Source organism: Spirulina sp. LEGE 11439 (genome assembly GCF_059821285.1).
Genome location: NZ_JCAMRX010000002.1, coordinates 77,708 through 103,936 on the forward strand (window position 1 = coordinate 77,708; position 26,229 = coordinate 103,936).

A 26,229-nucleotide genomic window follows, 5' to 3' on the forward strand; every position below is an offset into this window, starting at 1 on the left:
AAATAAAGTGCAAAGCTGGAAAAATAGAGCTATTTTTCCAGATAATCCAGTAGTAGTTGTTGATATTGATGGATTATTTGCTCTTGCTCTCGGGCAAAGGAAGAAACAGAAAAATAAGGAGATTTGAGAGATTTTTGTTGCTGTTCGCACACATAAATATCCTCCATCATAAAATCTCGCGATGCGAGAGGATCGTTTTCTCCAGTTTCATGCTTATCTTGGTTGCGATCTTTGAAATAGTGCCAAGATGTCTGTTTTTGGATCGTATTTTTCCATTCTGACACAGATTTAACTTTCGTTCTAATTTCCACAATTGATTCGTCTGGAGTCATGGGAATTAAATGAAAGATAAACCAACTCAATTCGGTTTCAATTAAACCCAGATTAGGGAACAGAAATAATACATATTTTTTCATTTCTCGTTCTTGAGGTTTGATGAGAAGTTGAGCCGCATTCTCTTCAATTTCTACCAGAAACTTTTTTTTCGCAGGCATGCAAAAATGAGCATGTTTCCCTGCTAACCCCATTCTCGTTTGTTTGTAATCGTGCATTACGAAAGTTTTGGAATGGAGATGACTGACATGATAGGCATCAAGGAAGTTTTCAGCAATAATTTTCCAGTTTGCCTTAATTGGGTAACGAATTCTATCTTCGGTATATTCTTCTAGTTCTGCGGGTTGATAGAGAGCTAAATAGGGTTTAATAGATTGAAACCAATCCTCGATAAGTTCAACATTGGCATCGGGATGAACAAAAATCATGCCTCGCCAAGTTTCAACAGAGGCACGATAAAGACATAACTTCTCAAGATCGAGATCGGGAAATTGGGTATTACGCTCTGGAACATCGGTTAATTGTCCTTGAAGATTATAAGTCCAATCATGATAAGGACAGGTGATAACGACCTTCTGTTTGCCAGTAGATCGCAGCAGTTGAGTACCGCGATGACGGCAAATATTATGAAAAGCCCGCATCTGTTTGCGTTCGTCCAATAAGACGATAATGTTATTGAGTCCAGCCTGTACGGTTATATAGTCTCCCGCATCTTTGATGTCTTCCACAAATCCAGCAAATTGCCAAGTTTTACTAAAAATGGTTTGTTGTTCTCGTGCGAACCATTCTAGGGAAGTATAGGCTTCAATCGGTAAAAGGGGAATTTGTTGTGCGCTAACCACGATTGTTTCTGAGTTTTTTCTTAAGAGAGTTCTCTGTAATCAATTTAGCTTGGGGAGTTTAACAGAATGTGAATTCTATAGAATGCGATCGGGATCGACTTTGTGAAGCCACAAACACTTCTGGAAACCAAAAAATATTATTGTAGTCTCGACAAATGCCTTTTTTCTCTATTTATTATGACAACTTCTCTGCTCAATAATCGCTATCGTATTATTAAAACTCTCGGTAAGGGAGGTTTTGGGCAAACTTTCCTTGCTGTGGATACGCACCTTCCTTCGCAACGTCAGTGCGCGATCAAACAGCTTAAACCTGCTGTTGCTATTTCACCAGAACAACAACAATGGTTAGAGGATCGCTTTCAACGAGAAGCCGCAATTTTAGAAGCATTAGGAGAAGAACATTCACAAATTCCCCAACTCTATGCTTATTTTTCTGAGGGAGGAGAATTTTTTCTGGTTCAAGAGTGGATCGCAGGGGTGACCCTCACTCAAGAAGTGCGCCAAAAGGGAATATTATCTGGCGATCGCGTTCAATCTCTCCTCGTTGAATTACTGGCAATTTTAGATTACGTTCACACCAAACAAATTCTGCATCGCGATGTTAAGCCAGATAATATCATTCTCCGCAATGATGGCAAACCCGTCCTGATTGATTTTGGTGCCGTTAAAGAAACGATGGGAAGTACGGTTTATTCTTCGGGAAATGCGACTTCTGTGGCGATCGGGACTCCCGGTTTTATGCCTTCAGAACAGTCGATGGGTCGTCCTTTGTATTCTAGCGATGTTTATGCGTTGGGGCTGACGGCGATCTTTGCTCTCAGTGGGAAAATGCCTTACGACTTGGAAACAGACTCGCAAACGGGAGAATGGTTATGGCGAAAAACTATTTCTCAATTAGATTCTGGTTTAACAGAGGTACTCGATCGCGCGATTCGCTATCATCCTCGCGATCGCTTTCCCACCGCCAAAGCGATGCTAGAAGCCCTCGGAAATCCCACATTAGCCCAACCGACTCAATTCCCTCCTACTCAAGGGGCATCTTCGCTACAAGGGTCTCCTCTGTCCATGGCGAAAACGATCGCAGTATCTCCCGGTGGAAAGGAACAAACTCAATCTGTATCGACTTCTGCAACTTTAGTCGTCCCTGCACCCACTTCACCACAGCGATCGCAAAAGAGAGGAGGACTGGCGATCGCAATAGGAATCTTGGCAACGGGAGGAGTAGCGATCGCGGGGTTATTTTTCGGGTTTAGTCTGTTTCAACCGCGATCGACTTCCAATCAGTCTGCTGAGGTTGATTTTCCACCTCGAGAAACCCCGACTCCTAAACCTTCTCCGACTCCTGAACCTTCTCCGACTCCCAAACCTTCTCCGACTCCTAAACCCTCTCCCACGCCTTCCCCCATTGCTTCTCCTCGTCCAACGCCAAGACCTTCTCCCAAACCTTCACCAACGCCGCGATCGCAACCTTCGCCTCCTACTCATAATAATGCTCCCAAAGTTCCTATTTTTTCCACAGGAACCTCTACAAGTACAATTATTAACCAATTGGGACAACCCAGCCGCGATCGCAAGGGATTTTGGCCGGGAACGCGCATGATTAGTTATAATCAACCCGATCGCGTTCGTTTAAATTATCTCTTTGAAACCGATACCGATCGACTGCGACAAACTGAGGTTTCTTTACCCTTATCTGTTGGCTATGACAGCATGGAACAAACCTTAAAAAAATTGTTAGGCGGACAAACAAATCCAGCAGCCAATCAAGCCTTAAAAGATGGATACAATGGAGCGAGTTTGCGCTCATTCAGTACGAGTCAATTTAGCGGTATGATTCGATATAAAGGCAATCGCCTTGAAATTGAAGTGCGAGATGCCAATTTTCGGCCTTGATACTCACTGTTCACTGAAATGCGATCGCTCCTTTTTCAATCTTTAAAAAAATTATCTTCTCTGGGTGAAAATGAGTTTTTCGAGGAGCATCAAGAGGAGATTTTAAGCATTTTTGATGTTGAAGAAGTTAATGGAATTCTCCAATCTCGCAACAAGCGATCGGCTTCTAAATATGTCTCGCAACCGCAATTGAATTTCTTGTTTGCAACGTCCCGAGAAGTCGGATTATCGAAAACAGAATTAAGGCAGTTAATTAGCGATCGCTTTAGATGCGATTCTTTCAAATATATCTTACGAGAGCAATTTGATGAGATTATTCAAGCAATAAAGGCTTCTACAGAATTTTAACATTGAATATTAATGAAGATTAAATATTTATTTCGGTAATAATGCGATCGCTGTAATTCCCCAATCCATTTCAATGGATTTTTTATATGAGACAGGGATTTTCAATCCCTGACGGATCGACAATAAGTGCCAGAATCTCATTACCGATTTATTTCCTTAACTTCCATAAACATTTAATGTTTTCCTGCGATCGATTGCAATAAGAAATCACCTAAACTGTCAGCAATTTACAGGATGTTAAAACCGCCATTAATGCGTCCATTCTAATCGGTTTGCTAAGATAGTCATCCATCCCAGCAGCCAAACAATTTTCGCGATCGCCTTCCATTGCATTTGCTGTTAAAGCAATAATACGAGGACGATTTTCTCGATCCCAACGCTGGCAAATTGCCCGAGTGGCTTCAAAACCATTCATTTCTGGCATTTGTACATCCATTAATATAACATCATAAAATTGACGTTCTAAAGATGCGATCGCTTCAAAACCATTGCTGACAATATCAGCACGATATCCCAAACGTTTTAATAAATGTACGATTAACTTTTGATTGACTATGTTATCTTCAGCTACTAATATTCTTAAAGGTAACTGAGTCGCGAGAGATGAATCAAATTTTGCTTTTTTGGATTGTGTATTGTTGTTAATTTTTTGGAATTCAACTGGTTCGGAATTCTCTTGTAAAATCCAATTTAATGTATTAAACAATTGGGATTGCTTAATTGGTTTGGTTAAACAAGCTGCAAAACCGACTTCTTCTTTTAAAGATTTTTCTTCAATTTGTCCGATAGAAGTCAATAAAATCAAAAAAGTTTTTTGATAATAGGGAATTTGGCGAATTTCGCGAGCGAGTTGTAAACCATCGATTTCTGGCATTTGCATATCTAAAATCATCAGATCGAATGCGGGATTTTTTTGTAAAAGAGTCAATGCCTCTATGCCAGAGTTCACGGGAATCGGAATCATCTGCCAATTCGTACATTGCAAGCTCAATATTTTACGATTTGTGGTGTTATCATCGACAATCAGAACTCGTTTTGCAACTAGCTGAGAATTGGCTGCATAGCTGTCTAATAAAGTCTGTTCTGGTGCTAACATTGCCATAATACTAAAAGAGAAATTTGAGCCGACACCGACTTCGCTTTCTACCCAAATTTCTCCTCCCATTAGTTCGCAAAGACGCTGAGAAATCGTTAATCCCAGTCCCGTTCCGCCATATTTTCGAGAAGTAGACGCATCAACTTGAGAAAAAGATTGAAATAAGCGATCGCGTTTATCTGGCGGAATCCCAATTCCTGTATCTTTAACTGTAAAATAAAATGCAGTTTTAGTTTTGATGTCTTGGTCGATATTTGTTTGTGTCTGTTGCGGATACAAAATTGATTTTTGGTTATTCTTTATTTTCTGGTTGGTGATTGGTGGTGAGGTCGTAACTGTCAGTGTTACTTCACCGCGTTCTGTAAATTTTATTGCATTGTTTAATAAATTGACTAAAATTTGCCGTAATCTGGTCACATCACCAATAATCTGAGTTGGTGTATTGGGTTGTATCAGATAAGCAAGCTCTAAGTTTTTTTCACTGGCTTTCATCGCCACTAAATCTAATGTTTCTTCAATGCAAATTCGCAAATTGAAAGGATATTCTTCTAATTCTAATTTGCCTGCTTCGATCTTGGAAAAATCCAAAATCTCATTAATGATTGTGAGTAAACTATCACTACTAGTGCGAATAATTTCTGTGAATTCTCGTTGTTGCTGGGTTAGCTTTGTATCTAAAAGTAAACTTGTCATCCCGATAACACCATTCATCGGCGTGCGAATTTCGTGACTCATATTCGCTAGAAATTCAGATTTCATTTTTGTTGCCGAATGTGCTTCTTGTAGTGCAAGATCGAGAACTTTATTTTTGTCTGCTAATTCTCTCGTCATTCTTTGCATTTTCTCTTTAACTTTGACAACTCGTTCGATATATTTGCGAATTTGACAGATAGCAGGATGAAAAACAAATAAGGCTTCTAAGACAAGAACGGCGAGAACAATAATTAAAATGATTTTTTCTAATTGCCGCATTTCGTCAACACGAGATTTGGCCTCGCGATCGTACTGAAAAACGATCGCATTCATTCCGGGTAAAAAATCTCCTTCATTGGCAAGAATTATCTCTGTAAAAGGTAAAATTGCAGAAGATTCCACAGGCAAGCTATTTTTTTGCAGAATTGTTAAAACTTGTTTTGCTGCCTCTAGCATGGCTTGATAATGTGGCTCGATCGCGGTAAACATTTCTGTAACCTTCTCGCTATTGTCGCCAGGAAGTTCTAATTTGCGATCGCCTTGTTGCAAACCCGTATGAGAGATTTCCCAAAGTTCGATAACCTCTTCGAGTTCTGCTAAGCGTTTTTGATATTCGTCGCGATCGCGAGTATTCTGTAAAGTCAGCACCGTTTTACTTAACTTCTGGCTCAACATTCGTTGACGACCGGCAATATTAATAATGCGAGAATCGCTCGATTGTCGTTCGAGAGAGCTTTGGATGATGAATTGTGCTAAAATCGACAGCAAAGCGATCGCACTTAAAGCGGAAATATACAAGACAGTCAAGCGACGAGTAGGAGCAATGTTTTGCAACTGCTTGCGAAGTCGAGCCAACATAAGATTTCAGGTTAATAAAATTGTGCGAATTGGGGATATCTGGGGATAATATTTAGATTATAGCTTCATCACTATTGACAATCGGTAATTTTTAAGTTTAAAAAATAATAAATTCCCTAACTTTGCGTTCTTTTTTCTTGCCCCACCAGAAAATAATTTTCTTGACTAACATCATAAGGTTTCCAGCCTTCTCCGCCAAGAGGAAAACCCCCAAAACTTCCGAATATCAAGCCTCTCGCTTTAGCGGGAGGTTCTGTTTGCCGTTCGCTGATAACTGTTCGCTGAAATGACTGGCTGTCAGTTTTTTAGTTCTCCTATTCTACTGATTGGAAGTTAATCCCACTTGGAAAACCCAAGCTCAATCCGTTACAATATCTATACAACAAAATTTAACTTCACTTGTGATGTTTCGATACCAAAATTTTTAAACTCTCTAGAAGATTTTGCGATCGCAAATAAAATAACAGTAGCGCATTATACTTTTTCTATCGTTTATCACCGCCCGAGCTATGTTTCTTGCCACAAACTTACTCATCGACAATCTCGTTAAACAATTAACCTCTGGCTATCGTCGAACTTATGGCGGCTGGAAATCTGAATATGCAGAAATCATCGCTTGGGCTGCAGGCATGGCTCTCGAAAATATTGCCAATAGCGATGCACTTTACCACAATGTCGAGCATACAATTTTTGTGACCCTCGTCGGACAAGAAATTCTACGAGGAAAGCATATTAAAGATGGCGGTGCTACGCCAGAAGACTGGTTGCATTTCCAGATTTCGCTCTTGTGTCATGACATTGGTTATGTTAAAGGGGTTTGTCGTCCCGACGATCCTTTGAATAGTCGCTATGCAACAGGAATTGGCGAACAAATGATCCAGCTTCCCGCCGGTGCCAGTGATGCGAGTTTAGCTCCTTATCATGTCGATCGCGGCAAATTATTCGTCCAAGAAAGATTTGGCGGACATAAATTAATCGATGCAGAAATCTTAAAAGAAAACATTGAATTAACCCGTTTTCCCGTGCCTGCGGATGAAGATCACAAAGATACAGAAAATTATCCCGGTTTAGTACGCGGGGCAGATTTAATCGGTCAATTAAGCGATCCTCGCTATTTGCAAAAAATCCCCGCACTTTTCTACGAATTTGAAGAAATCGGGACAAATAAATTCCTCGGTTATAAAAACCCCGGCGAGTTGCGTGCCAATTATCCTAGCTTTTATTGGAAAGCCGTTTATCCCTATTTACACACGGCATTAAGATATTTAAACTTAACCCAATCTGGCAAACAAATTATTGCAAATCTTTACGCAACGGTGTTCCGCGTCGAACATGAAGAAGATGCCAAAACCTCAACGGCAGCATAGTTCAGTTATCAGTTATCAGTTATCAGTTATCAGTTATCAGTTATCAGTGAAGAGTTACCATTGAATTTTATCTTTGTGCCCCCAGAATCCTTGATATTTGGTAATTTTAATGTCTCCTAATATTTTGGTTTGACAAGCGAGACGGAGATTGCGATCGGGAGAGTGAGGGGGAAGCGATCGCCGCTCTTTATCCTGCCAATTGGGTTCTGAGACTTCGCCTTCGATCGCCACCGCACAAGTGCCGCAGGTTCCCAAACCGCGACAATTAATGATTTGAGAATTTCCGTTATAGAGAGGGATTCCATGTTTTAATAGAAGTTTACGGAGATTTTCTCCGCGATCGCCCTCAATTATTTTTCCGCAAACGCTGACTTTTATTTTTTGCTGGGAAGTTTGCATATTATTTTAAATTTGTCAAGTTTTTTACTGATATTATTGAACTGAGGCGATCGCTCATTCCCTACTGTTTCCCCTTCCCTTTCAATCATGGAAAATCGGATTTGGCTTTACGATACAACCCTCAGAGATGGAGCGCAACGAGAAGGACTGGCACTCTCTATTGAGGATAAGCTGAAAATTGCCCACAAATTGGATAATATGGGCATTCCTTTCATTGAAGGGGGATGGCCGGGGGCAAATCCGAAAGACGTACAATTTTTCTGGCGACTGAAAGAACAACCGCTAAAACAAGCTGAAATTGTTGCCTTTTGTTCCACTCGTCGCCCCAACAAACTCGCCTCGGAAGATAAAATGCTGCAAGCAATTCTGGCTGCGGAAACGCGGTGGGTGACAATCTTTGGTAAATCTTGGGATTTGCACGTCACAGCAGGACTGAAAACCAACTTAGACGAAAATTTAGCCATGATTCGCGATACGATCGAGTATCTGCGATCGCGAGGCCGTCGCGTTATTTATGATGCAGAACATTGGTTTGATGGCTATCAAAAGAATCCCGAATACGCCCTGAAAACCCTAAAAACTGCTTGGGATGCGGGGGCGGAATGGTTGGTTTTTTGCGATACCAACGGGGGAATGCTTCCCCATCAAATCACTCAGATCGTGGGGGAAGTTTTTGCCGCTTTTCCGGAATTAAAACAGGAAAGTGATGCACCCAAGCTAGGAATACACACTCACAATGATTCCGGTACCGCCGTTGCTAATGCGATCGCTGCTGTGATGGGAGGATCGCGGATGGTTCAAGGAACGATGAACGGCTATGGAGAACGATGCGGTAATGCCAATCTTTGCAGTTTAATTCCTAATTTGCAACTCAAACTCGGCTATCGGTGCATTGAGGCAGAACAACTGGCGCAACTCTCTCAAACCAGTCGTTTAATTAGCGAAATTGCCAATCTTGCTCCAGACGAACACGCCCCTTTTGTCGGCCTTTCTGCTTTTGCTCACAAAGGAGGAATTCACGTCTCTGCGGTACAGAAAAATCCTTTAACTTACGAACATATTAACCCAGAATCCGTCGGCAACGAGCGGCGCATTGTCATTTCCGACCAAGCGGGAATGAGTAATATTGTTTCTAAAGCTCGCAATTTTGGCATTGAATTAGATCCCAAAGATCCGACAGCAAGAGGCATTTTAAACCAACTGAAAGAATTAGAACATGAGGGCTATCAATTTGAAGCCGCAGAAGCCAGTTTTGAGTTACTCATGCGATCGGCTTTGGGACGGCGAGAACAAATGTTTGAACTAAAAGGCTTTCAGGTGACTTGCGATATTTTACAAGGCGTACAAAGTATTAGTAGTAATGCTTTGGCAACGATTAAAGTTGGCGTGAATGGAGAAGATTTATTAGAAGTTGCTGAAGGGAATGGTCCTGTTTCTGCTCTTGATGCAGCTTTACGGAAAGCATTGGTTAAATTTTATCCCGCAATTGCAACCTTTCATCTCACGGATTATAAAGTCCGAATTCTCGATAGTAATTCGGGAACTTCTGCCAAAACTCGCGTTTTGATCGAGTCGAGTAATGGGGAACAACGTTGGGCAACAGTCGGGGTTTCTACGAATATTATAGATGCGTCTTATCAAGCCGTGGTTGAAGGGATTGAATATGGTTTGTTATTAAAATCTTCTCGGAAAGTTGCGATCGCATAGCTATTGAGAATTATTCATTAATCAGATGGTAATTACAAACCTCAACCTCTCAAAGTTACAAGAGTTTTTGCAAAAATCTCATATTGATGAGTCACCTGCATGGGAATTTATCGAAGGAGAAATTAGGCAAAAAATTATGGGAGGTGGAAAACACAGTCTCTTAACAAAACGACTGGTCAATATCATCGATAACGCGGAAAATAATTATGAAGCTTTTCCCGAATTACGCTGTAGTTTTGGCGATCGCTCTCTCGTTCCCGATGTGAGTATTTTAGAGAGCGATCGCGTTCCCTTTGATGCAAATAACGAAATTATTGCCACGGGAATTAAATTTGCGCCGGTATGGGCGATCGAAATTCTTTCCCCCAAACAATATCAAACCCGAGTCACCGATAATCTCTTGCATTGTTTGCAACATGGAACAAAATCAGGTTGGTTAATCGATCCGCAAACTCGTTCTATTTTAGTGTATTGGCCCGATCGCTTACCGGAAATTTATCAAGGCGATCGCACGCTTCCCCTCCTCCCAGAAATCAACTTAGAATTATCCCCAGAGCAAGTATTTAACTGGTTGCGTCGTTAACAACAATCAATCACTATCCTTTAATTAAACACAATCTTTCAACCCATAAACAACCCGATCTTGTTCCTCCTGAGAGAGTTCGGGAAACATGGGCAGAGAAAGCACTTCATCAGCAACTTGTTCGGCATTGGGCAATTGTCCCACTTGATAATTGAGATGTTGATAAACAGGCTGTAAATGGAGAGGGCGAGGATAATAAATCATCGAACTAATGCCCTTTTCTTGTAAGCGATCGCGGACTTCATCCCGCTTACCCGCTAAAATCCGAATCGTAAATTGATTCCAGACGGATTTTCCTTGTTCTGAAGTTGACGGGAGGGTAATTTGCGAACAGGATTGGAGAAGTTCTTGATAGCGTCGGGCGACTTGCGATCGCTTTCCATTCCACTCATCGAGATAGCGCAACTTAATCGTTAAAATCGCCGCTTGTAGGGAATCCAAACGACTATTCACCCCGATCGCATCATGAATGTAGCGGTTTTTTTGACCGTGTTCTTTCAACTTCCGCACGATCGCGGCAATTTCGGGGTCATTGGTGGTTACGGCACCCCCATCCCCACAAGCCCCTAAATTCTTCGTCGGGAAGAAGCTAAAACAGCCAATATGACCGATATTCCCCACCTTTTTCCCCATCCATTCCGCTCCTGCTGCTTGGGCGCAGTCTTCAATAACCGATAAATTGTGCTTTTGGGCAATTTCCATTAATCCCGTCATCTCCACAGGACGACCGAATAAATGTACGGGGATAATGGCTTTAGTTTTTGGCGTAATCGCTGCTTCGAGGCGATCGCGATCGAGATTGAAGGTAGCGCGATCGATATCGATAAAAACGGGAGTCGCCCCCACTTCTGAAATCGTCTCCGCCGTGGCGATAAAGGTAAAGGGACTGGTAATCACTTCATCTCCCTTGCCAATATTGAGGGCGCGGAGTGCCAAATATAGCGCATCCGTCCCCGAATTACAGCCCACGCATTCCTTTGTCCCAATATATTCGCTAAATGCCGCTTCAAAGTCTGCCACGGATTTTCCCCCGATGTAGCGACCCGATCGCAGAACTTCGAGGACTGTAGCATCAACTTCTTGGGCGATCTGCTGGTACTGTCTGGTCAGATCGAGGGGGGGAATATTGTTCACTCGCACAACACCTTAAAAATCTTTTATATCAAATCAAAAAATGGTCATTTTGTCATGGGGTTGGGGAGCGAGATATCGGGTCAAGCCTTTCATGTGATACAGTTGGGGCAAATCTTTACCCCATGCGTTCCCTATTTTGATTATGTCTGCTTCTGCTTTAAGCCAATCTTCTTTCTCGTTAAAACATGACGAACTGGCAAGCATTTTAACTAAGACAGAAAATATTTTAATTATTCAAGATTTAGATGGCGTTTGCATGGGTTTGGTCAAAGATCCCCTCACGCGAGTTATCGATCCTCAGTATGTTGAAGCAGTGCGATCGCTTTCTGGTCATTTTTATGTTTTGACCAATGGGGAACATATTGGCAAGCGCGGGGTTAAAGGTATCGTTGAAAGAGCGTTTGGAAATGCAGAATTGGTCAAAGAACGAGGGTTATATTTACCCGGTTTGGGGGCTGGAGGGGTTCAATGGCAAGATTGTGATGGGAACGTTTCTCATCCGGGAGTTAGCGATTGCGAATTAACATTTTTAGCCCGCATTCCTCAACGCATTCAAGAACAACTCAACTCTTTTTTGCAAACCCATCCCGATCTGTTACCCGAGGAGAAGATAGAGGCATGTATTGCGGCTTCTGTGTTGGATAATAAGGTTTCGCCAACGGCTAATCTCAATACCATTTATGAGGAAATTCGCGATCGCACAGATGATTATATTGCTTTGCAACAGAAAATGGAAGATTTGATGGATACATTGTTACAAGAGGCCGCAGATCGGGGTTTACAAGATTCATTTTTTGTGCATTACGCTCCCAATTTAGGACGAGATGAAACAGGTAAAGAAATCGTTCGTTTTGCGAATGAACATGATTCGGGAACGACAGATTTTCAGTTTATGTTACAAGGTGCTGTAAAAGAAGTCGGGGTTTTAGCAATTCTCAATCATTATTATGGGCAAAGAACGGGTAATTATCCCCTTGGGAAAGAGTTTAAGGTGCGTCAAGCCCCAAGAACTCAAGAGGAGTTATTACAACTCGTTCAAAACAATTTCGATCTCAAAGAAATGCCGCTTATGATAGGGGTTGGCGACACGGTAAATAGTACGGTAGAAGAAAAAGACGGCAAAATTACAGTACGACGAGGAGGCAGCGATCGCAATTTCTTACAGTTAATTCAAGGGATTGGTAAAGAATGCGATCGCGATAATATTGTGGTGTATGTGGATAGTTCTCGAGGAGAAGTAAAAAATCGTAAATCCGTGCGCTGCGATCGCATTGATGGGGAACTCAAAGTTATCGAAGGACCTTGCGATCCCAGTGATATTAACGACCCTTTAACTTTAAATGTTATTTTTCCAGAAGGTTATCAACAATATTGCCAATTCTTCCAAAAAGTCGCCCGCAAAAGGCAATTTTAACAACGAATATTAAATCTTACTAACTTTAGCACGATATAATAACTTTTTGTCCCGATCGCAATAGCCGATATAACGAACTTTAACTATTTCTCCAATTTCCGCCGCTCCTTCCATGAGTTGATGCCATTGGGGATCGTAGGGGATTTCTTCTCCTACGGAAGCGATCGCTTCTAAACCCCATTCTGCAATCAAACTTTCAATCGGTTTGACTAAAGGTAATAAACGCATCGCAGACAGTTGAGGATTATTCTGAACTGCATTCACCACCGTCGGCCATTGTAAAAGCCATGATTCTATAATTTGTAAACTCTCGTGTTGAAAGTCTTGTTTGAGGTTCTCTTCTTGGCGATCGAGTTGTTGTTGTAAGCGATCGCATTCTCGTTTCCAGTCTATCTCTGCACTGCGATCGGCTGATTCGGGAGAAAATTCTGTAATGAGTTGGGTGAGGGAAATTTGTAATGCTTTGGCTAATTTTTCCAGATTCTCAACCCGCATTTTGGTAATATTTCCACTTCGCAATTGTCGGACTTGCCATTCTGAAACGCCAGCAAGACGAATTAACTGTTTAAAACTAGAAATATTCGCTTGCTGCATTAATGTCTGCAAGTGTTGGCTCTGTTGATTCATATTTTAAAATCCCCTCTTCTTCAAATGAAGAAAAGGGGTTAGAGAGCAATTACTGAATTCTTAACAATTCAACATCAAAAATTAGCGTTGCATTGGGAGGAATGACACCACCAGCACCGCGTGCGCCATATCCCAAATCTGAGGGGATAACTAACTTGCGCCGTCCTCCCGGTTTCATCATTCCCACGCCTTCATCCCAACCTTTGATCACTTGTCCGATGCCGATTTTAAAAGAAAAAGGCTGACCGCGATCGCGAGAACTATCGAATTTCGTTCCGTCTTCTAAGGTTCCTGTATAGTGGACGACAACTGTATCGCCGCGCTTGGGAGAGTCGCCGACCCCTTCTTTGATGACAACGTATTGGAGTCCGGACTCCGTTGTAACTGCATTTTCTTCGCTCACGTTTTCCTGAATGGGTAAAAGATCTGAGGCATCTGCAAGAGATTCCTCTGGTGTTAGTGTACCTGTTGTGACTTCAGTTGTAGAAGACTCTGTGGGATTGACAGCTTGAGACGAAATCGCTTCTTCTCCATTTCCTGTGAATAACGCGATCGCCAAAATCACCCCAAATGCTGCGATCGCGCCAACGCTAATTAAAATTGCTTTCATTGAATATCCTTAGATTTAACGCCATTGTTTATTTTCGAGATCTCTGACTTGATGTTCCAAGCGATCGATCCGTCCGCGCAATTCGTCAATTTCTGACTGTCGGGGAACCCCGATATCTTGCAGGACGGTTTTGAGTTGTTGCTGCATCCGGTCTTCTACAGTACCGCGATCGGTGTTGACCTTGGTGAGTACCTCATTCACCATCGCTTTGGCTTCATCGGGTTCGATTTTACCCTCTTTCACCAAGCGATCGCCCATTTCTCCCAGTTTCTCGGCGACAAAGGCGGTGGTTCCCAATCCGATCGTTAACAATTCTTGTATCAAGTTGCTGTTGTTGTCCATATTGCTGTTTTGTCCTCCAACTTTATTTATCTTAGCGAGGCGATCGCAAAATTGCTGGAGTCTTGCCGATCTTCCTCTTCTTCCTTCTTACCGATTCCCCATTCCCAATTCCCGATTTTTGATATAATCATTTATAATTACTTATTAATAATTGATAATTAATATGGTAGTAATTGAATGGTTAAAATTTCGGGTTGCATCTGAAGAACGAGAACGCTTTATTCAAAAGGATGAGGAAATCTGGACGACTGCGCTCGCAAAATACCCATTTTTTTTAGGGAAAGAAGTCTGGTTATCTCCTAATTCTGAAGAAGTTGCTTTTGTTATTCGCTGGAGAACAAAAGAAGAATGGAAAGCGATTCCTCAAGCTGTTTTAGAAGAAACAGAGCGAAGATTTGCGATCGCGTTCAATCGACCTTACGATCTGATTGAAGAAGGAGAGTATCAAGTTCGGAAATTTTTCCATAATGGAGAATAAACAGGTTGAAAGCATTTTTGAGTGAAGTTTATGCCGAGTTGTCCTCAATGCGAAAAGTTAGTGACGACGGATGCACTCAAGTGTCCTCATTGCGGTATTGTTCTCAAAGCCTACGGACATCAGGGAATCCCGCTTTATCAAGCAGAAGGAGATTCATCTTTATGCGATCGCTGCATTTATCACGAGGATGATAGTTGCAATTTTCCTCAGCGTCCTTATGCCAAAACTTGTACGATGTACTGCGATCGCGATGCTCTCCAAGAAGATATCATTCCGGCGCTAACAGGCCGCAAAGCCTTGCAATCTTGGTGCAGGAACAATCGCGGTTTATTGCTTTTATTAGGAATTATTGTAATCAGCATATCATTAGTGCTATTTCGTTGATCTTTAAGCTAAGAGCATTTTTCGTCGTGGTTTTGACCATCTTTTCAAAAATAAAAGCAACAGAGTTTTTCATCTGTTGCTTTTACGATCTAAAGAAATCGAGTTAATTTAGAACGAGAATGTAGTTCTCACTGTTCCGATAATATTGGACTCATCGCGAACGTCTTGATTAGGACTCAAAACCCAAACAACGCCTGGAGTAATGGAAATATTATCCGTGACTTGGAATTTATAGAATCCTTCGATGTGCCAGACATCATCAACACGACCGCGATCGCGGTTGACTCCACTGGCTCGAATTCCTTTCAGAGTTGGTTGAATCCCGCCATAAATGCCCAAAACACTACCTTCGCGTCCAAGATCGGGGAAGGCAACACCGAGAGAGTAAGACCAGATATCGGCGTTTCCTCGTCCTAACAGAATTGTGCTGGTGTACGTGACACCCCCGTTGATAACAAAGGTTTCGGTAGGACGAACGGAGAACTCTGCACCATAGGAATTCGTGACCATCGGAATTCCGCCAGTGTTGTTATCTAACAAAACCCACGGATTATTGGATGTATAACTTCCCACTAAGCCATTTTGTCCAGATTGCCGAGCGCGACCTTCAGCGTAAATGGGACTGCCGCTTGCATGATAGCCATGAACATAGGTCAAGCCTACTCCAAAAGTATCACTGACATTTGCATTTAAATGACCCATTGCAGCATAGTCGCCATTAAATGCGCCGGAACCCGATCCCGGAGTTGCTGCATTGCTGCCGGCAAAATAACCGATCGTCACGGTGCTGGGACCGAGAATGCTTTCAATGGCAGTAAAACCAAAGCTCAATGCTGCACCAGAACCACCACCGACGCGGAAAATGGAGTTGCGTTGACCGAAGGTAGACAGAGACCCATTGCCTCCATCAAAATCTTCAAAGTAGGGGTTTAAAGTCGGAGCGATATCGCTCCATTTCCCGCCCGTCGCAGCAACATATGCTTGAGAATTGAGGTATTGGAAATAATAGCCCAACCAATCGACATAAACATCGTTACCCGTTCGATCGCTGGGAATATTAAATGTTTGAGTCCCTGCAAAGGAACTGGTATTACTGAGGTTATTAACCGCTCCCGTGCTGAATGCCGTCAAATTACCAGCCGCTAAGCGTGTGACCAAGCGATCGCTCCCTGTGAAGCTCGTATTGAGTTCGAGACGAACGCGATCGCCAAAGGCAGATTGACCTACACTCGAAACGGCAGCAGAAGCATTCGTATCGCCACCAAAATCATTGGTTAAACCAAAAATTACTTCTCCAGACAGTTTTGTAGTGGTGGAGAATTGGTGATCTTCAAGGAAAGCAACGCGACCTTCAAGGTTATCGACGCGAGTGCCGAGGGTGGCTAATTCTGCTTCAAATTCTTGAATGAGACGTTGCAGCGCTTCTAAATCTTGACGGGTGACAAAATCTGCTGTAGAAGCTGCAATCAAGCGCTCGATTTGTTGCAAGCAAGCGTTTAAACCTGCGGCAAATTCATAACGACTCAAAGCGCGATTGCCGCGATAAGTGCCATTGGGATATCCTTTCAAGCAATCATATCTGCGTACCAAATCATCTAAGGCTTGATAAGCCCAGTCGCTCGGGGATACGTCGCTGAAACGAGCCGCACCGGGAACCCCTTGACCCATTGAGCCGTTAGTATCTTCGTTGCTGTATTGATTGACGCGATCGAGAACTTCGCCATTACTGTTCGTGCGATCGCTATACATTTGAGCGATTTCAGTTGGCGCGGTGGATAGCCCTAAGAGATCTTCGATGCTGGTTTCGTCTTCAGCGCGAGCTAATTCTTCTAATTCTTCAGATCCAGCCGCAATTTCCGTTACGGTGTTTTCTGGGAGTACGTGAGTAGTAGAGGAATTCTCGGTGAAATCATTATTAGAGAACTCAACGATCGGAATCTCAATTTGTTCTGCAACTTCTTGCTCTGAGACTTCAACTTCCTTGACTGCTGCGGGCAGAGTTGGAGACGCGATCGCCTTTTTCGCGAGGGTTTTTGTTTCTCTCGCTGCGGGTGCGATCGCGACTTCTTCGGTTTCAGCGAATTCGCTAAGTTCGAGGGAACTTAACGTCGCATTATTTTCTTGAGAAGTTTCCGGTTCGATCGCGATCGCCGTTGAAGTAGATACCAGAGTCAGCGCCATCCCAAGAATGGCGGGACCCTTCAATAACTGTAATTTCCAGAATTGCTTGTCCATGTTTGCCTTGTCCTCACACCTTATGCTTAGGCTGACAATCTGAGTTTGAATTGTAGCAGATTGACAACGGGATAAATCCCATCTCAGGACAATCTTACCGCAAAAGACTCTAAACCAGTTGGGAAATTGTCACAGCCATTTCAAAGTCTTTTGCTGTCAGTCCACCCGCATCGTGATTGGTCATAGTAACGGTCACTTTGTTATAGGAAATTTCGAGGTCTGGATGGTGTCCGGCGGCTTCTGCTGGTTCGACTAATTGATTAACAAAAGCGATCGCCTTGATAAAATTTTTAAATCTAAAGGTTTGTTGAATGACTTTTCCGTTCTGTTGCCAACCCGGTAATGTGTTCAGGCGTTCTTGAATTTCTGTTTGGTTGAGTAATCGTGTCATCTCTTTTTTCCTTTCTTTTTCCCCTCTATAAAACTATCCGCTCTTACAATTTGCATTTCCTCTAAGGTTATGCCGAAATGTAAGAGCGGTCTAGCAAAGGTCTTCTCAGTTAAAATCAGACTGCCGGAAGGAACTCTAGCTATTAAATTAAGATAATTTAGATTGCTATATCAAACTAGCTTCCCTAAAAAACTCTTTTCAATCCTAGAGAGCGGCTCCGGCGCACAGCCGACTATCGTTAACGAGAAGACCCATAATTTTATTACTATCATCAATCATGGGCATCACCTCCTTATCTCCTAAATGGTTTAATTTCAAAACATTTATTTCGGGTTAAGGTCTTTGACCTGTTTCCTAAGATAGCACTATTTTAAAAAAAAGGGAAACCCCTTTTTCAGTTATCAGTTATCAGTGAATGGCGATCGCGTGGAAGCAAGGAAAAACCCCCAAGGAAACTGGGGGTCTCATTCCGTAAACTTCTCAACAGAGATTTAAGATTGTTACAGATATTCCTTTAGAGAGCGTTACCGCGAGGGAGAACTTCTTCAGGGAATTTAAAGTTTTGATGGGGTTGGTCTTGGGGAGCTAACCAAGCTCGCAGACCTTCATTTAACAGGATATTCTTGGTGTAGAATGTCTCGAATTCGGGGTCTTCTGCTGCCCGAATCTCCTGAGAGACAAAATCATAGGCTCGCAGGTTTAAGGCTAAACCGACAATGCCTACCGAACTCATCCACAATCCCGTTACGGGGACAAAAAGCATGAAGAAGTGCAACCAACGCTTGTTGGAAAAGGCAATCCCGAAAATCTGACTCCAGAAACGGTTTGCCGTCACCATTGAGTAGGTTTCTTCGGCTTGGGTGGGATTAAAGGCTCGGAAAGTGGTGGAGGATTCTCCATCTTCAAAGAGGGTGTTCTCTACGGTGGCTCCGTGGATGGCACAGAGTAATGCCCCGCCAAGGATACCCGCGACTCCCATCATGTGGAAGGGATTGAGGGTCCAGTTGTGGAAGCCTTGCAAGAACAAGATGAAGCGGAAAATACCCGCTACCCCAAAGCTGGGGGCGAAGAACCAACCCGACTGTCCCAAGGGATACATCAGAAAAACACTGACGAATACCGAGATAGGGGCGGAGAAGGCGATCGCGTTATAAGGACGAATTCCCACCAAACGGGCAATTTCAAACTGACGCAGCATGAAGCCGATCAGCCCGAATGCGCCGTGAAGGGCGACGAAGGTCCAGAGTCCTCCCAACTGACACCAATGGGTAAAGTTCCATTGCGCCTCGGGTCCCCAGAGGAAAATCAGGGAATGTCCGAGACTGTTGGGAGGAGAAGAAACGGCAACGGTGAGGAAGTTACAACCTTCCAAGTAGGAAGATGCCAAACCGTGGGTATACCAAGATGTGACGAAGGTTGTGCCGGTGAGCCAGCCCCCGAGGGCGAGATAGGCACAGGGGAACAGGAGCAAACCCGACCAACCGACGAAGACGAAGCGATCGCGTTTAAGCCAGTCGTCGAGGACATCGAACCATCCTCTCTGGGCGCGAGCGCGTCCCATTGCTACGGTCATAAAAATGAAATCTCCAAAAAATAGCGATAAGAGCAGCTTTTAAACCCTTCCCACAATTCGACTTTTTCTGAAAATGAGCAATATGAGCAGAAATGTCACCGAATTGCGAAAAAAATTTACTTTTCTTTACTTAACTATAATAAATATAAATATTCCTGCACGCTAGTGCAATCCTTAACAAAATCTTAAAATCTTAAAGCACACCCTCAACGAGTAGCAGCCCGTATGTTCAGTATTGACCTAATTTTGAAGTATTCTCCCATCCCCGTTTCCGTACAACGCAAAGAACTCGACGACGCGAAAGCAGTCTACCACGGCGTTCTCGAAGCCATGAAGAAGGTTACGCCAGAAATGGTGCATTTGACCTGCGAGAAGCAAACCGACAAGGAAGTCGCCGTCTTCAGCGATCAAATTAGTGCCGTCGTCATTTCTCAGAAATCCGCCACGGCTTCGGGGCGCACTCCGGGATTTTTTGGGGATGATAAGGAGTAGTAGGATTTAGGATTTGGGGTTGGAGGCATTAGGGTTTAGACGATCCTGACATCCGACCCCAGACACTCAGAGCAAATCTATGTCTCAAAACGCCATTAATGTTGAAAATCTGTCCTTTTGCTGGCAGGCGAATACACCGATTTTAGACTCTTGTTCCTTTCGCATTCCTCAAGGGGAATTTTGGATGCTGTTGGGGGCAAATGGGAGCGGAAAATCGACCTTGCTTAAATTGCTGGCGGGTTTATTAGAACCCGGAGAAGGGAAGATTGAGACTATTCAACCCGTCGGGTTTGTTTTCCAGAACCCCGATCGCCAATTGGTCATGCCTACGGTAGGGGCGGATATTGCTTTTGGGTTGGTGCGGGAAAATTTAACCTACCCAGAAACCTTGGTTAGAGTGCGAGAAGCCCTTGATGCCGTCGGATTGCTCGACTTGCAACGGCGACCGATTTATGCTTTAAGCGGCGGTCAAAAACAGCGCATCGCGATCGCCGGAGAAATTGCCAGAAATTGCCAAGTTTTAATCCTTGACGAACCCACCGCCCTCCTCGATCCCGATACCCAAATCGAATTAGTTCGGCAAGTTCGGACTTTGGTAAAAGAACGTAATTTAACTGCTCTTTGGGTGACCCACCGCCTCAATGAATTGGATTATTGCGATGGGGCATTTCTATTGGAAGAAGGAAAGATTCGCGATCGCGGCGATCCGCAACGTTTAAAAAAGAAACTGAGCAAAGGGAAAAAATAAAGATCGCTGCTAGTTTCCCATGACTCGATCGTAGCGATCGCATTGAGATCTCCTGCCAACTCTCCCTCTTCGCTATCGATCCCCGTCACGTTCCCTGATGGAGAAGAAACAATGAATGAGTGCATGGCAATTCTTAATAACTTGAATGTGGTGTAAAGATTTATAACCAATCCTTGAGAGAGACGATGACCAACTCATCTAAAATCAATAAGATTGAGCTAGAAAATCTTTTTTTCTAGTCCCAAATATTGGCAATTATTGATGATCTCTTTAACTCGCAATCGCTTACTTCAATTTCAAGAATCAGGATATCTCCTCTTAGGTCAAATTTTTTCCAAAAATGAACTCGATCTAATTAACGCAGAAATTTCAGTAATTCTTAAAGCAAATAATCCGGGTAAAGTTTTGGAATCTGACGGAAGCACAATTCGTGCTGTACATGGAGGAGATCTCTATCAAAATAGAATATTTCAAAAGTTGCTTAGGCTGCCTAAGTTAATGAAAACTGCAATAGATATTTTAGACAGTCAAGTTTACGTCCATCAATATAAAATCACATTCAAATCTGCTTTTAAAGGAGATGTCTGGCAGTGGCATCAAGACTTCCAGTATTGGTTTCAAAAAGACGGGATGCCTGCGGATAGGGCTATCAATATCGTTCTTTTTCTAGACGAAGTTAATGAATTTAATGGCCCTTTGATGTTCATTCCCGGTTCTCATCAGGAAGGAATTGTCAAGGTCAAAACTGAAGATACTCATTCAGGTTGGCAATCTCATATGTCTTCTCAACTAGAATATACTACCGATCCTCATGAATTGAAGCGATTAATTCAAAAACATGGCATTGTCGCACCCAAAGGAGAAGCAGGCTCGGTTCTTTGTTTTCATCCAAACTGCATTCACGGTTCTGGAGTTAATATGTCCTCCTTCGATCGCAGGTTATTAATGATTACCTACAACAGCGTTGAAAATCGATTAATGTCAATGCCCAATCCACGGCCCAATTTCTTAGCGAATCGAGATTTTACGCCGCTACAAATGCTGCAAGAAGATACTCTTCTTGGCGATCGCGAAATGGTTCGCTGACAGTTTGGTTTTCAATCCCTTGAGAGGGTCTCGACTCCTTGAAAACAAATCTCCAATTTGTCAGCCAAAACTCGGACGTGAGGGTCTTGAAGCAGCGTATAGTGACCCCCCGGAACGTCATGTACTTCAACACCCTCTGTTGCCCATTGCTCCCAGCCAAATAGCAGGTTATTGGTTCTTTCTCGATTGGGCTGGTCGAGTTCTTCCCCCTGACTGGCTCGGAAGAGGGTGACTTTACCCAAATAAACTCGGGGAACGTATTCTCGAATGAGTTCTGGCAGGCGATCGTGTATCGCGGGATTTTGTTGAATTAACTCTTGGGGAAATGTTCTCGCTCCCACTTGTCTGAGTTCTTCAATGTCAAGAGAATCGAGAAGTCCCACGAAGTCTACCCGTTGACCTTCAGCCTGTATTTGTCGGGCAATCTCGAAGGCAATAAGTCCACCAAAAGACAAACCTGCGATCGCGTAAGGTCCTTGGGGTTGAACGCTGTAAATTCTTTCCTTGTAATGAGCCGCCATTTCTGCCACTCTCCTATGCAGAACGGGGTTTTCCTCGCAACCGTAAGGTCGCAATGCGTAAACGGGTCGTTCTGCGTCCAAATGACGAGCTAAGTTCAAATACAAGACCGTTCTACCCAAGCCATCGTGAATGAGAAACAGGGGTTTTTTAGAGCCTCTGGGTTTAATCGGGATCAGAGAGTCCCAAGGTTGCGATCGCACTTCCAGCTCGTTGGAGGGGGTTTGTGGGAACGAAGGCAAAGAGGATAAAGCGCGATCGGGGTTGGTAATGAGATGTTCTAATACAATCTGATAATTGTCCGCGAGTTCGGCGATCGTCTTCTCCTCAAACAAATCGGCGTTGTAGTGTAACACCCCCGTTAATTCCTCTCCTTTTTCTTCTAGAATCCAGTACAGATCGAAGTCGGCTTTGCTATTGCTAACCTCGAGAGAATTGGCTTGCATACTGGGAATCTCTAGCACTCGCTTGGGGGTATTTTGGAGGGCAAACATGGCTCGCGACAGAGGAGTGCGGACGAGATTGGGAAGCTCGCCAATTTTCTGAAAGGGGATATCTTGATGCTTATAAGCCTCAAAAACAACCTGACGCACCCGTTTCATTAAGGTTTGGAGACTGGGATCTCCCGATAAGTCAGTCCTGCTGACTAAAATATTGTTAAAGTAGCCAATTAACCCCTCCGTTTCAGTTCGGTTGCGTCCCGATATAGGAAAGCAAACCAGCATATCTTCTTGACTCGTATAGCAATGCAGCAATACCTTAAATGCTGTCAGCAAGACGATGAATAGAGAGCTTTTTTGTTGCTGGGAAAGGCTTTTGAGAGGGCGAACGAGTGGCGACGATATCGCTAAGGGTTTGCTGGCGGCTCGATTGGTTGGGGATGAAGAGTGAGGGCGATCGATGGGAAGTTCTAGGGGGGCAATTTTACCTCTAAGCCGTTGCTGCCAATAGTTCAGATGATGTTCGAGAATCTTGCCGTCAAGCCATTGTCTCTGCCAGTGGGCAAAATCTGCATATTGAATGGGGAGTTCTGGTAAGGGCGAAGGCTGTCCGGATGCAAAGGCTTGATAGAGAACGGATAGTTCTTGCATAAATACCCCCACTGACCAAGCATCGCTAATGATATGGTGCATAACGGTTAATAAGATATGCTCCTCTTCATCGAGGCGGAGTAGGAGGATTCGCACTAAAGGATCTCGAGCGAGATCGAAAGGACACTGAATTTCTGCTTGCATTAATCTTTGTATCTCAGCATCCAATGAATCGCGGTTTGAGGGCGAGAACTCCTGTAAATCTACGATGGGAATATCAATCGCAAGGGTTGGCGCGATCGCTTGGACTGCCGAGAATCTTATGCGTTTGAAGGTTGTCCGCAGAGCCTCGTGTCGCCGCAGGATTTCCGCAACTGTCCTCTCGAGTATTGTAATGTCGAGCGGTCCTTTCAGACGTTGTGCTGAGGGCATATTGTAGGTGCCGCGTTTATTCCCTAGGTTATCGAGAAACCACAACCGTTCTTGAGCAAAAGATAAAGGCAAATTTCCATCTTTCGATACAGTTTGAATGGGTTCGATAGGAGAATTCAAGTCAGCATTCACCTGTTGCAAAAACGCAATAATTTCTGCTTTATAGGCGACTAACTCGGTACGCAATTCGGCGGTCATGACTCCCTTGGGGGTGCTATATTTTAAGCGATCGCTTTCAACCCACAATTTCACGTCTAGCTCGTGCAGGCGAGATAAAAACTTACTAATAGATTTTTCCATTTCACCTAATTACAAACAATTTTAAAGAGTATTTTTACATTGACTGCATACAATTTTATAGTAGGCTCAATTGAATCGATTGCTTTAGTTTGATGAAAATTAACGGGATGAAAACCTTGACGGCTGTATTGCCACCCTTTTTGCTACTCGATCGCCTGCTAGAAAACTGGCTTTTAGAAGATATCGGACGCGGCGATCGCACGACTGAAGGTCTCGTTGTCTCGGATTCTCAGATTTTTCAGGCGCATTGGCTGGTCAAGGAAGCGGGGATCGTGGCCGGGTTGCCGATCGCCGCACGAGTATTTCATTTACTCGATAAGGAAGTTAAATTTGTGGCCACAGTTGCCGAAGGTCAACAGTGCGATCGCGGACGAGTTATTGCTGAAATTCAAGGACATCTCAATGCTTTACTCATGGGAGAGCGAGTAGCCATCAATTTAGCCATGCGATTGAGCGGTATTGCCACTCTGACGAGTCAATATGTGGCTCGGATTGCCGATTTACCCGCTCAGTTGGTGGATACGCGCAAAACGACCCCCGGACTGCGGTTGCTGGAAAAATATGCCACTCGAGTTGGTGGTGCGGGCAATCAACGCATGGGTTTAGATGATGCGGTGTTAATTAAAGATAATCATATTGCCGTTGCGGGAGGAATCGGGAATGCGATCGAACAAATTCGCGATCGCATTCCTTATCCCCTAACTATTGAAGTGGAGACAGAAACCCTCGAGCAGGTTGCGGAAGCGTTGGCCTATAAAGCCGACATTATCATGCTCGATAATATGACCCCAGAAATGATGCGAGAGGCCGTGCAGAAGATTCGTGCAAAAAGCGATCGCGTTAAAATTGAAGCCTCGGGTAACGTGACTTTAGATAATATCCGAACTGTAGCGGAAACGGGCGTGGATTACATTTCTAGTAGTGCGCCAATTACGCGATCGACATGGTTGGATCTCAGTCAGAAGTTTTAGATATTAACTATATTTCTCCTTCTTCCCGTCCTCCCAAATCGGCAATTGTTTCGCTATATCCGAGCTTAGCTGACAGTTTTTGAGTAATATCGCCGAGAAAATCAACAAAATAATGTTCTTGCCACCGAGACGCAACTTCAGCATTAATCTTGTGGTGAGCATAAAATTTGAGATCTCCCAGCATTCTCGATGCCGAGTGCAAACCTTCAGTCATTCTCTGTTTGCTATCTTCATAGGGTTGTAACATCTGGGGATGAAAGTCCAGACTCAAGAATTGACAAAGATTTTTGACTGTCGTTTCGGGATGAGTCACCAAATCTTCAAACCGCAGGCGATAATGGCGATGCGAGGGAATATCCTCTAAGAAATCCACAATATTTTGATTGCTATTAAACCAAAGTATTTCGGCCAATTCTCGTCGGGTGAAGGAGGCAAAATTATCCTCCTTAAGTTTGGGGATAAACGGATGTAGCGTTAGATCGAGTTTTGCTTCCTCAAAGGAATGGACCGCACCGTAAGGATGGCGTAGCAGATGGATGTAAAGTGGATTTTCAAAGTCCGTCTCGGCACATTGTAATGTTTCTCGATCGAAAGCATAGGTTGTGGTTTTATCTACAAGGATTTTGTCTTTAAGTTGCTGTTGCAGCCAGTTATAAAATTCTTGCACGGTCAACTTTCGGTCTTCCCACTGCTGCATTAACCTTTCGGCTTCTTCGCTGCTACAGTCCTCGATTTGCTTAATTGCGTGGATCGTCCCCTCTCTCCAAAAACTATACTCTCCCCCTAGCGCGGCTCTTCGTTCGGCGAGGGTATTAAACTGCAACAAGCAAAGCTGAGGCGGGGCAAATAACTGCGGGTGTCCGCCGAGGATAATTCGCAATAGGGTCGAGCCAGAACGTGCGGCTGAGAGAATAAAAATCGCTTTAGGATTCTGAGTAGAGATGCTGTCTTGTCTCGGCGATCGCTTGCGGATCGCCTGTTGCAAGCGAGCAATTTTATCGAGGGTAACGCGATCGCCACTTTGAGGAATGACCCGGCTTGCATTTTGACCCAACATTTTCGCTGCCACTTCTGGGTAATGCCGATGGAGATAAGTTTCAAACTCGGCAATGGTTGGCGCTTCAAAGAGGGACACAATATAAAAAATGCCGCCAAATTTTTCTTGGAAGCGGTTAAAAAATATTGTTGCTTTGAGAGAGTCCCCCCCTCGTTCAAAAAAGCTATCGTGAATACCAAGCTCTGTCTCTAAAATATCGTGCCACAGTTCGGCAAGTTGCTTTTGTATCGAGGTCTGCGGGGCAATAAAATTAATATTCATTGTTAAATACAGTGTTTCGCGATCG

General features: G+C 43.6%; 24 protein-coding genes. 12 read left to right on the forward strand and 12 right to left on the reverse strand.

The window, feature by feature from the left end:
• Nucleotides 1-29: 29 nt before the first annotated feature.
• A complete protein-coding gene (locus tag AC6RV6_RS01730) occupies nt 30-1,175 on the reverse strand; it encodes an aromatic ring-hydroxylating oxygenase subunit alpha (RefSeq protein WP_500238475.1) in 1,146 nt (381 codons plus the stop codon).
• A gap of 177 nt (nt 1,176-1,352) precedes the next feature.
• On the opposite strand from AC6RV6_RS01730, the gene AC6RV6_RS01735 reads away from it, so the two are divergent.
• Together AC6RV6_RS01735 and AC6RV6_RS01740 are read left to right on the forward strand one after the other, a co-directional pair.
• Nucleotides 1,353-3,068, forward strand: a complete 1,716-nt coding sequence (locus AC6RV6_RS01735; protein WP_500238476.1) for a protein kinase domain-containing protein — start codon at nt 1,353-1,355, stop codon at nt 3,066-3,068.
• An 18-nt stretch (nt 3,069-3,086) separates the two neighbouring features.
• Nucleotides 3,087-3,416, forward strand: coding sequence for a hypothetical protein (locus AC6RV6_RS01740; RefSeq protein ID WP_500238479.1), 330 nt, complete (start codon nt 3,087-3,089; stop codon nt 3,414-3,416).
• A 211-nt stretch (nt 3,417-3,627) separates the two neighbouring features.
• On the opposite strand, the gene AC6RV6_RS01745 is transcribed toward AC6RV6_RS01740, so the two are convergent.
• A complete protein-coding gene (locus tag AC6RV6_RS01745; protein ID WP_500238481.1) occupies nt 3,628-6,063 on the reverse strand; it encodes a response regulator in 2,436 nt (811 codons plus the stop codon).
• Nucleotides 6,064-6,572: 509 nt separating this feature from the next.
• Here AC6RV6_RS01745 and AC6RV6_RS01750 point away from each other — a divergent pair.
• Nucleotides 6,573-7,430, forward strand: a complete 858-nt coding sequence (locus AC6RV6_RS01750; RefSeq protein ID WP_500238482.1) for an Npun_R2479 family HD domain-containing metalloprotein — start codon at nt 6,573-6,575, stop codon at nt 7,428-7,430.
• 54 nt (nt 7,431-7,484) lie between these two features.
• Here AC6RV6_RS01750 and AC6RV6_RS01755 read toward each other — a convergent pair whose 3' ends face one another.
• Entirely contained in the window at nt 7,485-7,829 is a 345-nt protein-coding gene (locus tag AC6RV6_RS01755; protein ID WP_500238483.1) for a 2Fe-2S iron-sulfur cluster-binding protein, read from the reverse strand.
• 87 nt (nt 7,830-7,916) lie between these two features.
• Between AC6RV6_RS01755 and cimA the strand changes: the two genes are divergently transcribed.
• Both cimA and AC6RV6_RS01765 read left to right on the forward strand, forming a co-directional pair.
• Complete coding sequence (gene cimA, locus AC6RV6_RS01760; RefSeq protein WP_500238484.1) at nt 7,917-9,536, forward strand: citramalate synthase; 1,620 nt, start codon at nt 7,917-7,919, stop codon at nt 9,534-9,536.
• A 25-nt stretch (nt 9,537-9,561) separates the two neighbouring features.
• On the forward strand, nt 9,562-10,119 hold the full coding sequence (locus AC6RV6_RS01765; RefSeq protein ID WP_500238485.1) for a Uma2 family endonuclease: 558 nt from the start codon (nt 9,562-9,564) through the stop codon (nt 10,117-10,119).
• 24 nt (nt 10,120-10,143) lie between these two features.
• On the opposite strand, the gene AC6RV6_RS01770 is transcribed toward AC6RV6_RS01765, so the two are convergent.
• Entirely contained in the window at nt 10,144-11,253 is a 1,110-nt protein-coding gene (locus tag AC6RV6_RS01770) for a DegT/DnrJ/EryC1/StrS family aminotransferase (protein WP_500238488.1), read from the reverse strand.
• A 142-nt stretch (nt 11,254-11,395) separates the two neighbouring features.
• On the opposite strand from AC6RV6_RS01770, the gene stpA reads away from it, so the two are divergent.
• Entirely contained in the window at nt 11,396-12,667 is a 1,272-nt protein-coding gene (gene stpA, locus AC6RV6_RS01775) for a glucosylglycerol 3-phosphatase (protein WP_500238489.1), read from the forward strand.
• A 9-nt stretch (nt 12,668-12,676) separates the two neighbouring features.
• Here stpA and AC6RV6_RS01780 read toward each other — a convergent pair whose 3' ends face one another.
• The 3 genes from AC6RV6_RS01780 to AC6RV6_RS01790 are packed head-to-tail and all read right to left on the reverse strand — an operon-like array spanning nt 12,677 to nt 14,246.
• Nucleotides 12,677-13,294, reverse strand: coding sequence for a helix-turn-helix domain-containing protein (locus AC6RV6_RS01780; RefSeq protein WP_500238490.1), 618 nt, complete (start codon nt 13,292-13,294; stop codon nt 12,677-12,679).
• A gap of 49 nt (nt 13,295-13,343) precedes the next feature.
• Complete coding sequence (locus AC6RV6_RS01785; protein ID WP_500238492.1) at nt 13,344-13,904, reverse strand: FKBP-type peptidyl-prolyl cis-trans isomerase; 561 nt, start codon at nt 13,902-13,904, stop codon at nt 13,344-13,346.
• Nucleotides 13,905-13,919: 15 nt separating this feature from the next.
• On the reverse strand, nt 13,920-14,246 hold the full coding sequence (locus AC6RV6_RS01790) for a phasin family protein (RefSeq protein ID WP_500238494.1): 327 nt from the start codon (nt 14,244-14,246) through the stop codon (nt 13,920-13,922).
• A 163-nt stretch (nt 14,247-14,409) separates the two neighbouring features.
• Here AC6RV6_RS01790 and AC6RV6_RS01795 point away from each other — a divergent pair, with 163 nt between their 5' ends.
• Together AC6RV6_RS01795 and AC6RV6_RS01800 are read left to right on the forward strand one after the other, a co-directional pair.
• Nucleotides 14,410-14,724, forward strand: a complete 315-nt coding sequence (locus tag AC6RV6_RS01795; RefSeq protein WP_500238495.1) for a TIGR03792 family protein — start codon at nt 14,410-14,412, stop codon at nt 14,722-14,724.
• Nucleotides 14,725-14,754: 30 nt separating this feature from the next.
• Complete coding sequence (locus AC6RV6_RS01800; protein WP_500238496.1) at nt 14,755-15,108, forward strand: zinc ribbon domain-containing protein; 354 nt, start codon at nt 14,755-14,757, stop codon at nt 15,106-15,108.
• Nucleotides 15,109-15,216: 108 nt separating this feature from the next.
• On the opposite strand, the gene AC6RV6_RS01805 is transcribed toward AC6RV6_RS01800, so the two are convergent.
• The 3 genes from AC6RV6_RS01805 to psbD form a co-directional block, all read right to left on the reverse strand.
• Entirely contained in the window at nt 15,217-17,343 is a 2,127-nt protein-coding gene (locus AC6RV6_RS01805) for an iron uptake porin (protein WP_500238497.1), read from the reverse strand.
• A 109-nt stretch (nt 17,344-17,452) separates the two neighbouring features.
• Nucleotides 17,453-17,734 carry a 4a-hydroxytetrahydrobiopterin dehydratase gene (locus tag AC6RV6_RS01810; RefSeq protein WP_500238498.1) on the reverse strand — a complete coding sequence of 94 codons (282 nt, stop codon included), beginning with the start codon at nt 17,732-17,734 and terminating at the stop codon, nt 17,453-17,455.
• 514 nt (nt 17,735-18,248) lie between these two features.
• Complete coding sequence (gene psbD, locus AC6RV6_RS01815; protein WP_500238499.1) at nt 18,249-19,307, reverse strand: photosystem II D2 protein (photosystem q(a) protein); 1,059 nt, start codon at nt 19,305-19,307, stop codon at nt 18,249-18,251.
• A gap of 225 nt (nt 19,308-19,532) precedes the next feature.
• Here psbD and AC6RV6_RS01820 point away from each other — a divergent pair, with 225 nt between their 5' ends.
• From AC6RV6_RS01820 to AC6RV6_RS01830, 3 genes are all read left to right on the forward strand, one after another.
• Complete coding sequence (locus tag AC6RV6_RS01820) at nt 19,533-19,799, forward strand: UPF0367 protein family (RefSeq protein ID WP_500238500.1); 267 nt, start codon at nt 19,533-19,535, stop codon at nt 19,797-19,799.
• A gap of 79 nt (nt 19,800-19,878) precedes the next feature.
• On the forward strand, nt 19,879-20,547 hold the full coding sequence (locus tag AC6RV6_RS01825; RefSeq protein ID WP_500238502.1) for an ABC transporter ATP-binding protein: 669 nt from the start codon (nt 19,879-19,881) through the stop codon (nt 20,545-20,547).
• Nucleotides 20,548-20,808: 261 nt separating this feature from the next.
• Nucleotides 20,809-21,633, forward strand: coding sequence for a phytanoyl-CoA dioxygenase family protein (locus AC6RV6_RS01830; protein ID WP_500238503.1), 825 nt, complete (start codon nt 20,809-20,811; stop codon nt 21,631-21,633).
• Between the two features lie 11 nt (nt 21,634-21,644).
• Here the strand turns inward: AC6RV6_RS01830 and AC6RV6_RS01835 are convergent, their stop codons facing one another.
• The gene (locus AC6RV6_RS01835) at nt 21,645-23,915 is read right to left on the reverse strand and encodes a condensation domain-containing protein (protein ID WP_500238504.1); all 2,271 of its coding nucleotides are present in this window, start codon (nt 23,913-23,915) and stop codon (nt 21,645-21,647) included.
• A 107-nt stretch (nt 23,916-24,022) separates the two neighbouring features.
• Here AC6RV6_RS01835 and nadC point away from each other — a divergent pair, with 107 nt between their 5' ends.
• Nucleotides 24,023-24,886: a carboxylating nicotinate-nucleotide diphosphorylase gene (gene nadC, locus AC6RV6_RS01840; RefSeq protein ID WP_500238772.1), complete on the forward strand. Its 864-nt coding sequence runs from the start codon at nt 24,023-24,025 to the stop codon at nt 24,884-24,886.
• A 7-nt stretch (nt 24,887-24,893) separates the two neighbouring features.
• Here nadC and AC6RV6_RS01845 read toward each other — a convergent pair whose 3' ends face one another.
• The gene (locus AC6RV6_RS01845) at nt 24,894-26,204 is read right to left on the reverse strand and encodes a sulfotransferase family protein (protein WP_500238505.1); all 1,311 of its coding nucleotides are present in this window, start codon (nt 26,202-26,204) and stop codon (nt 24,894-24,896) included.
• Between the last annotated feature and the right edge of the window lie 25 nt (nt 26,205-26,229).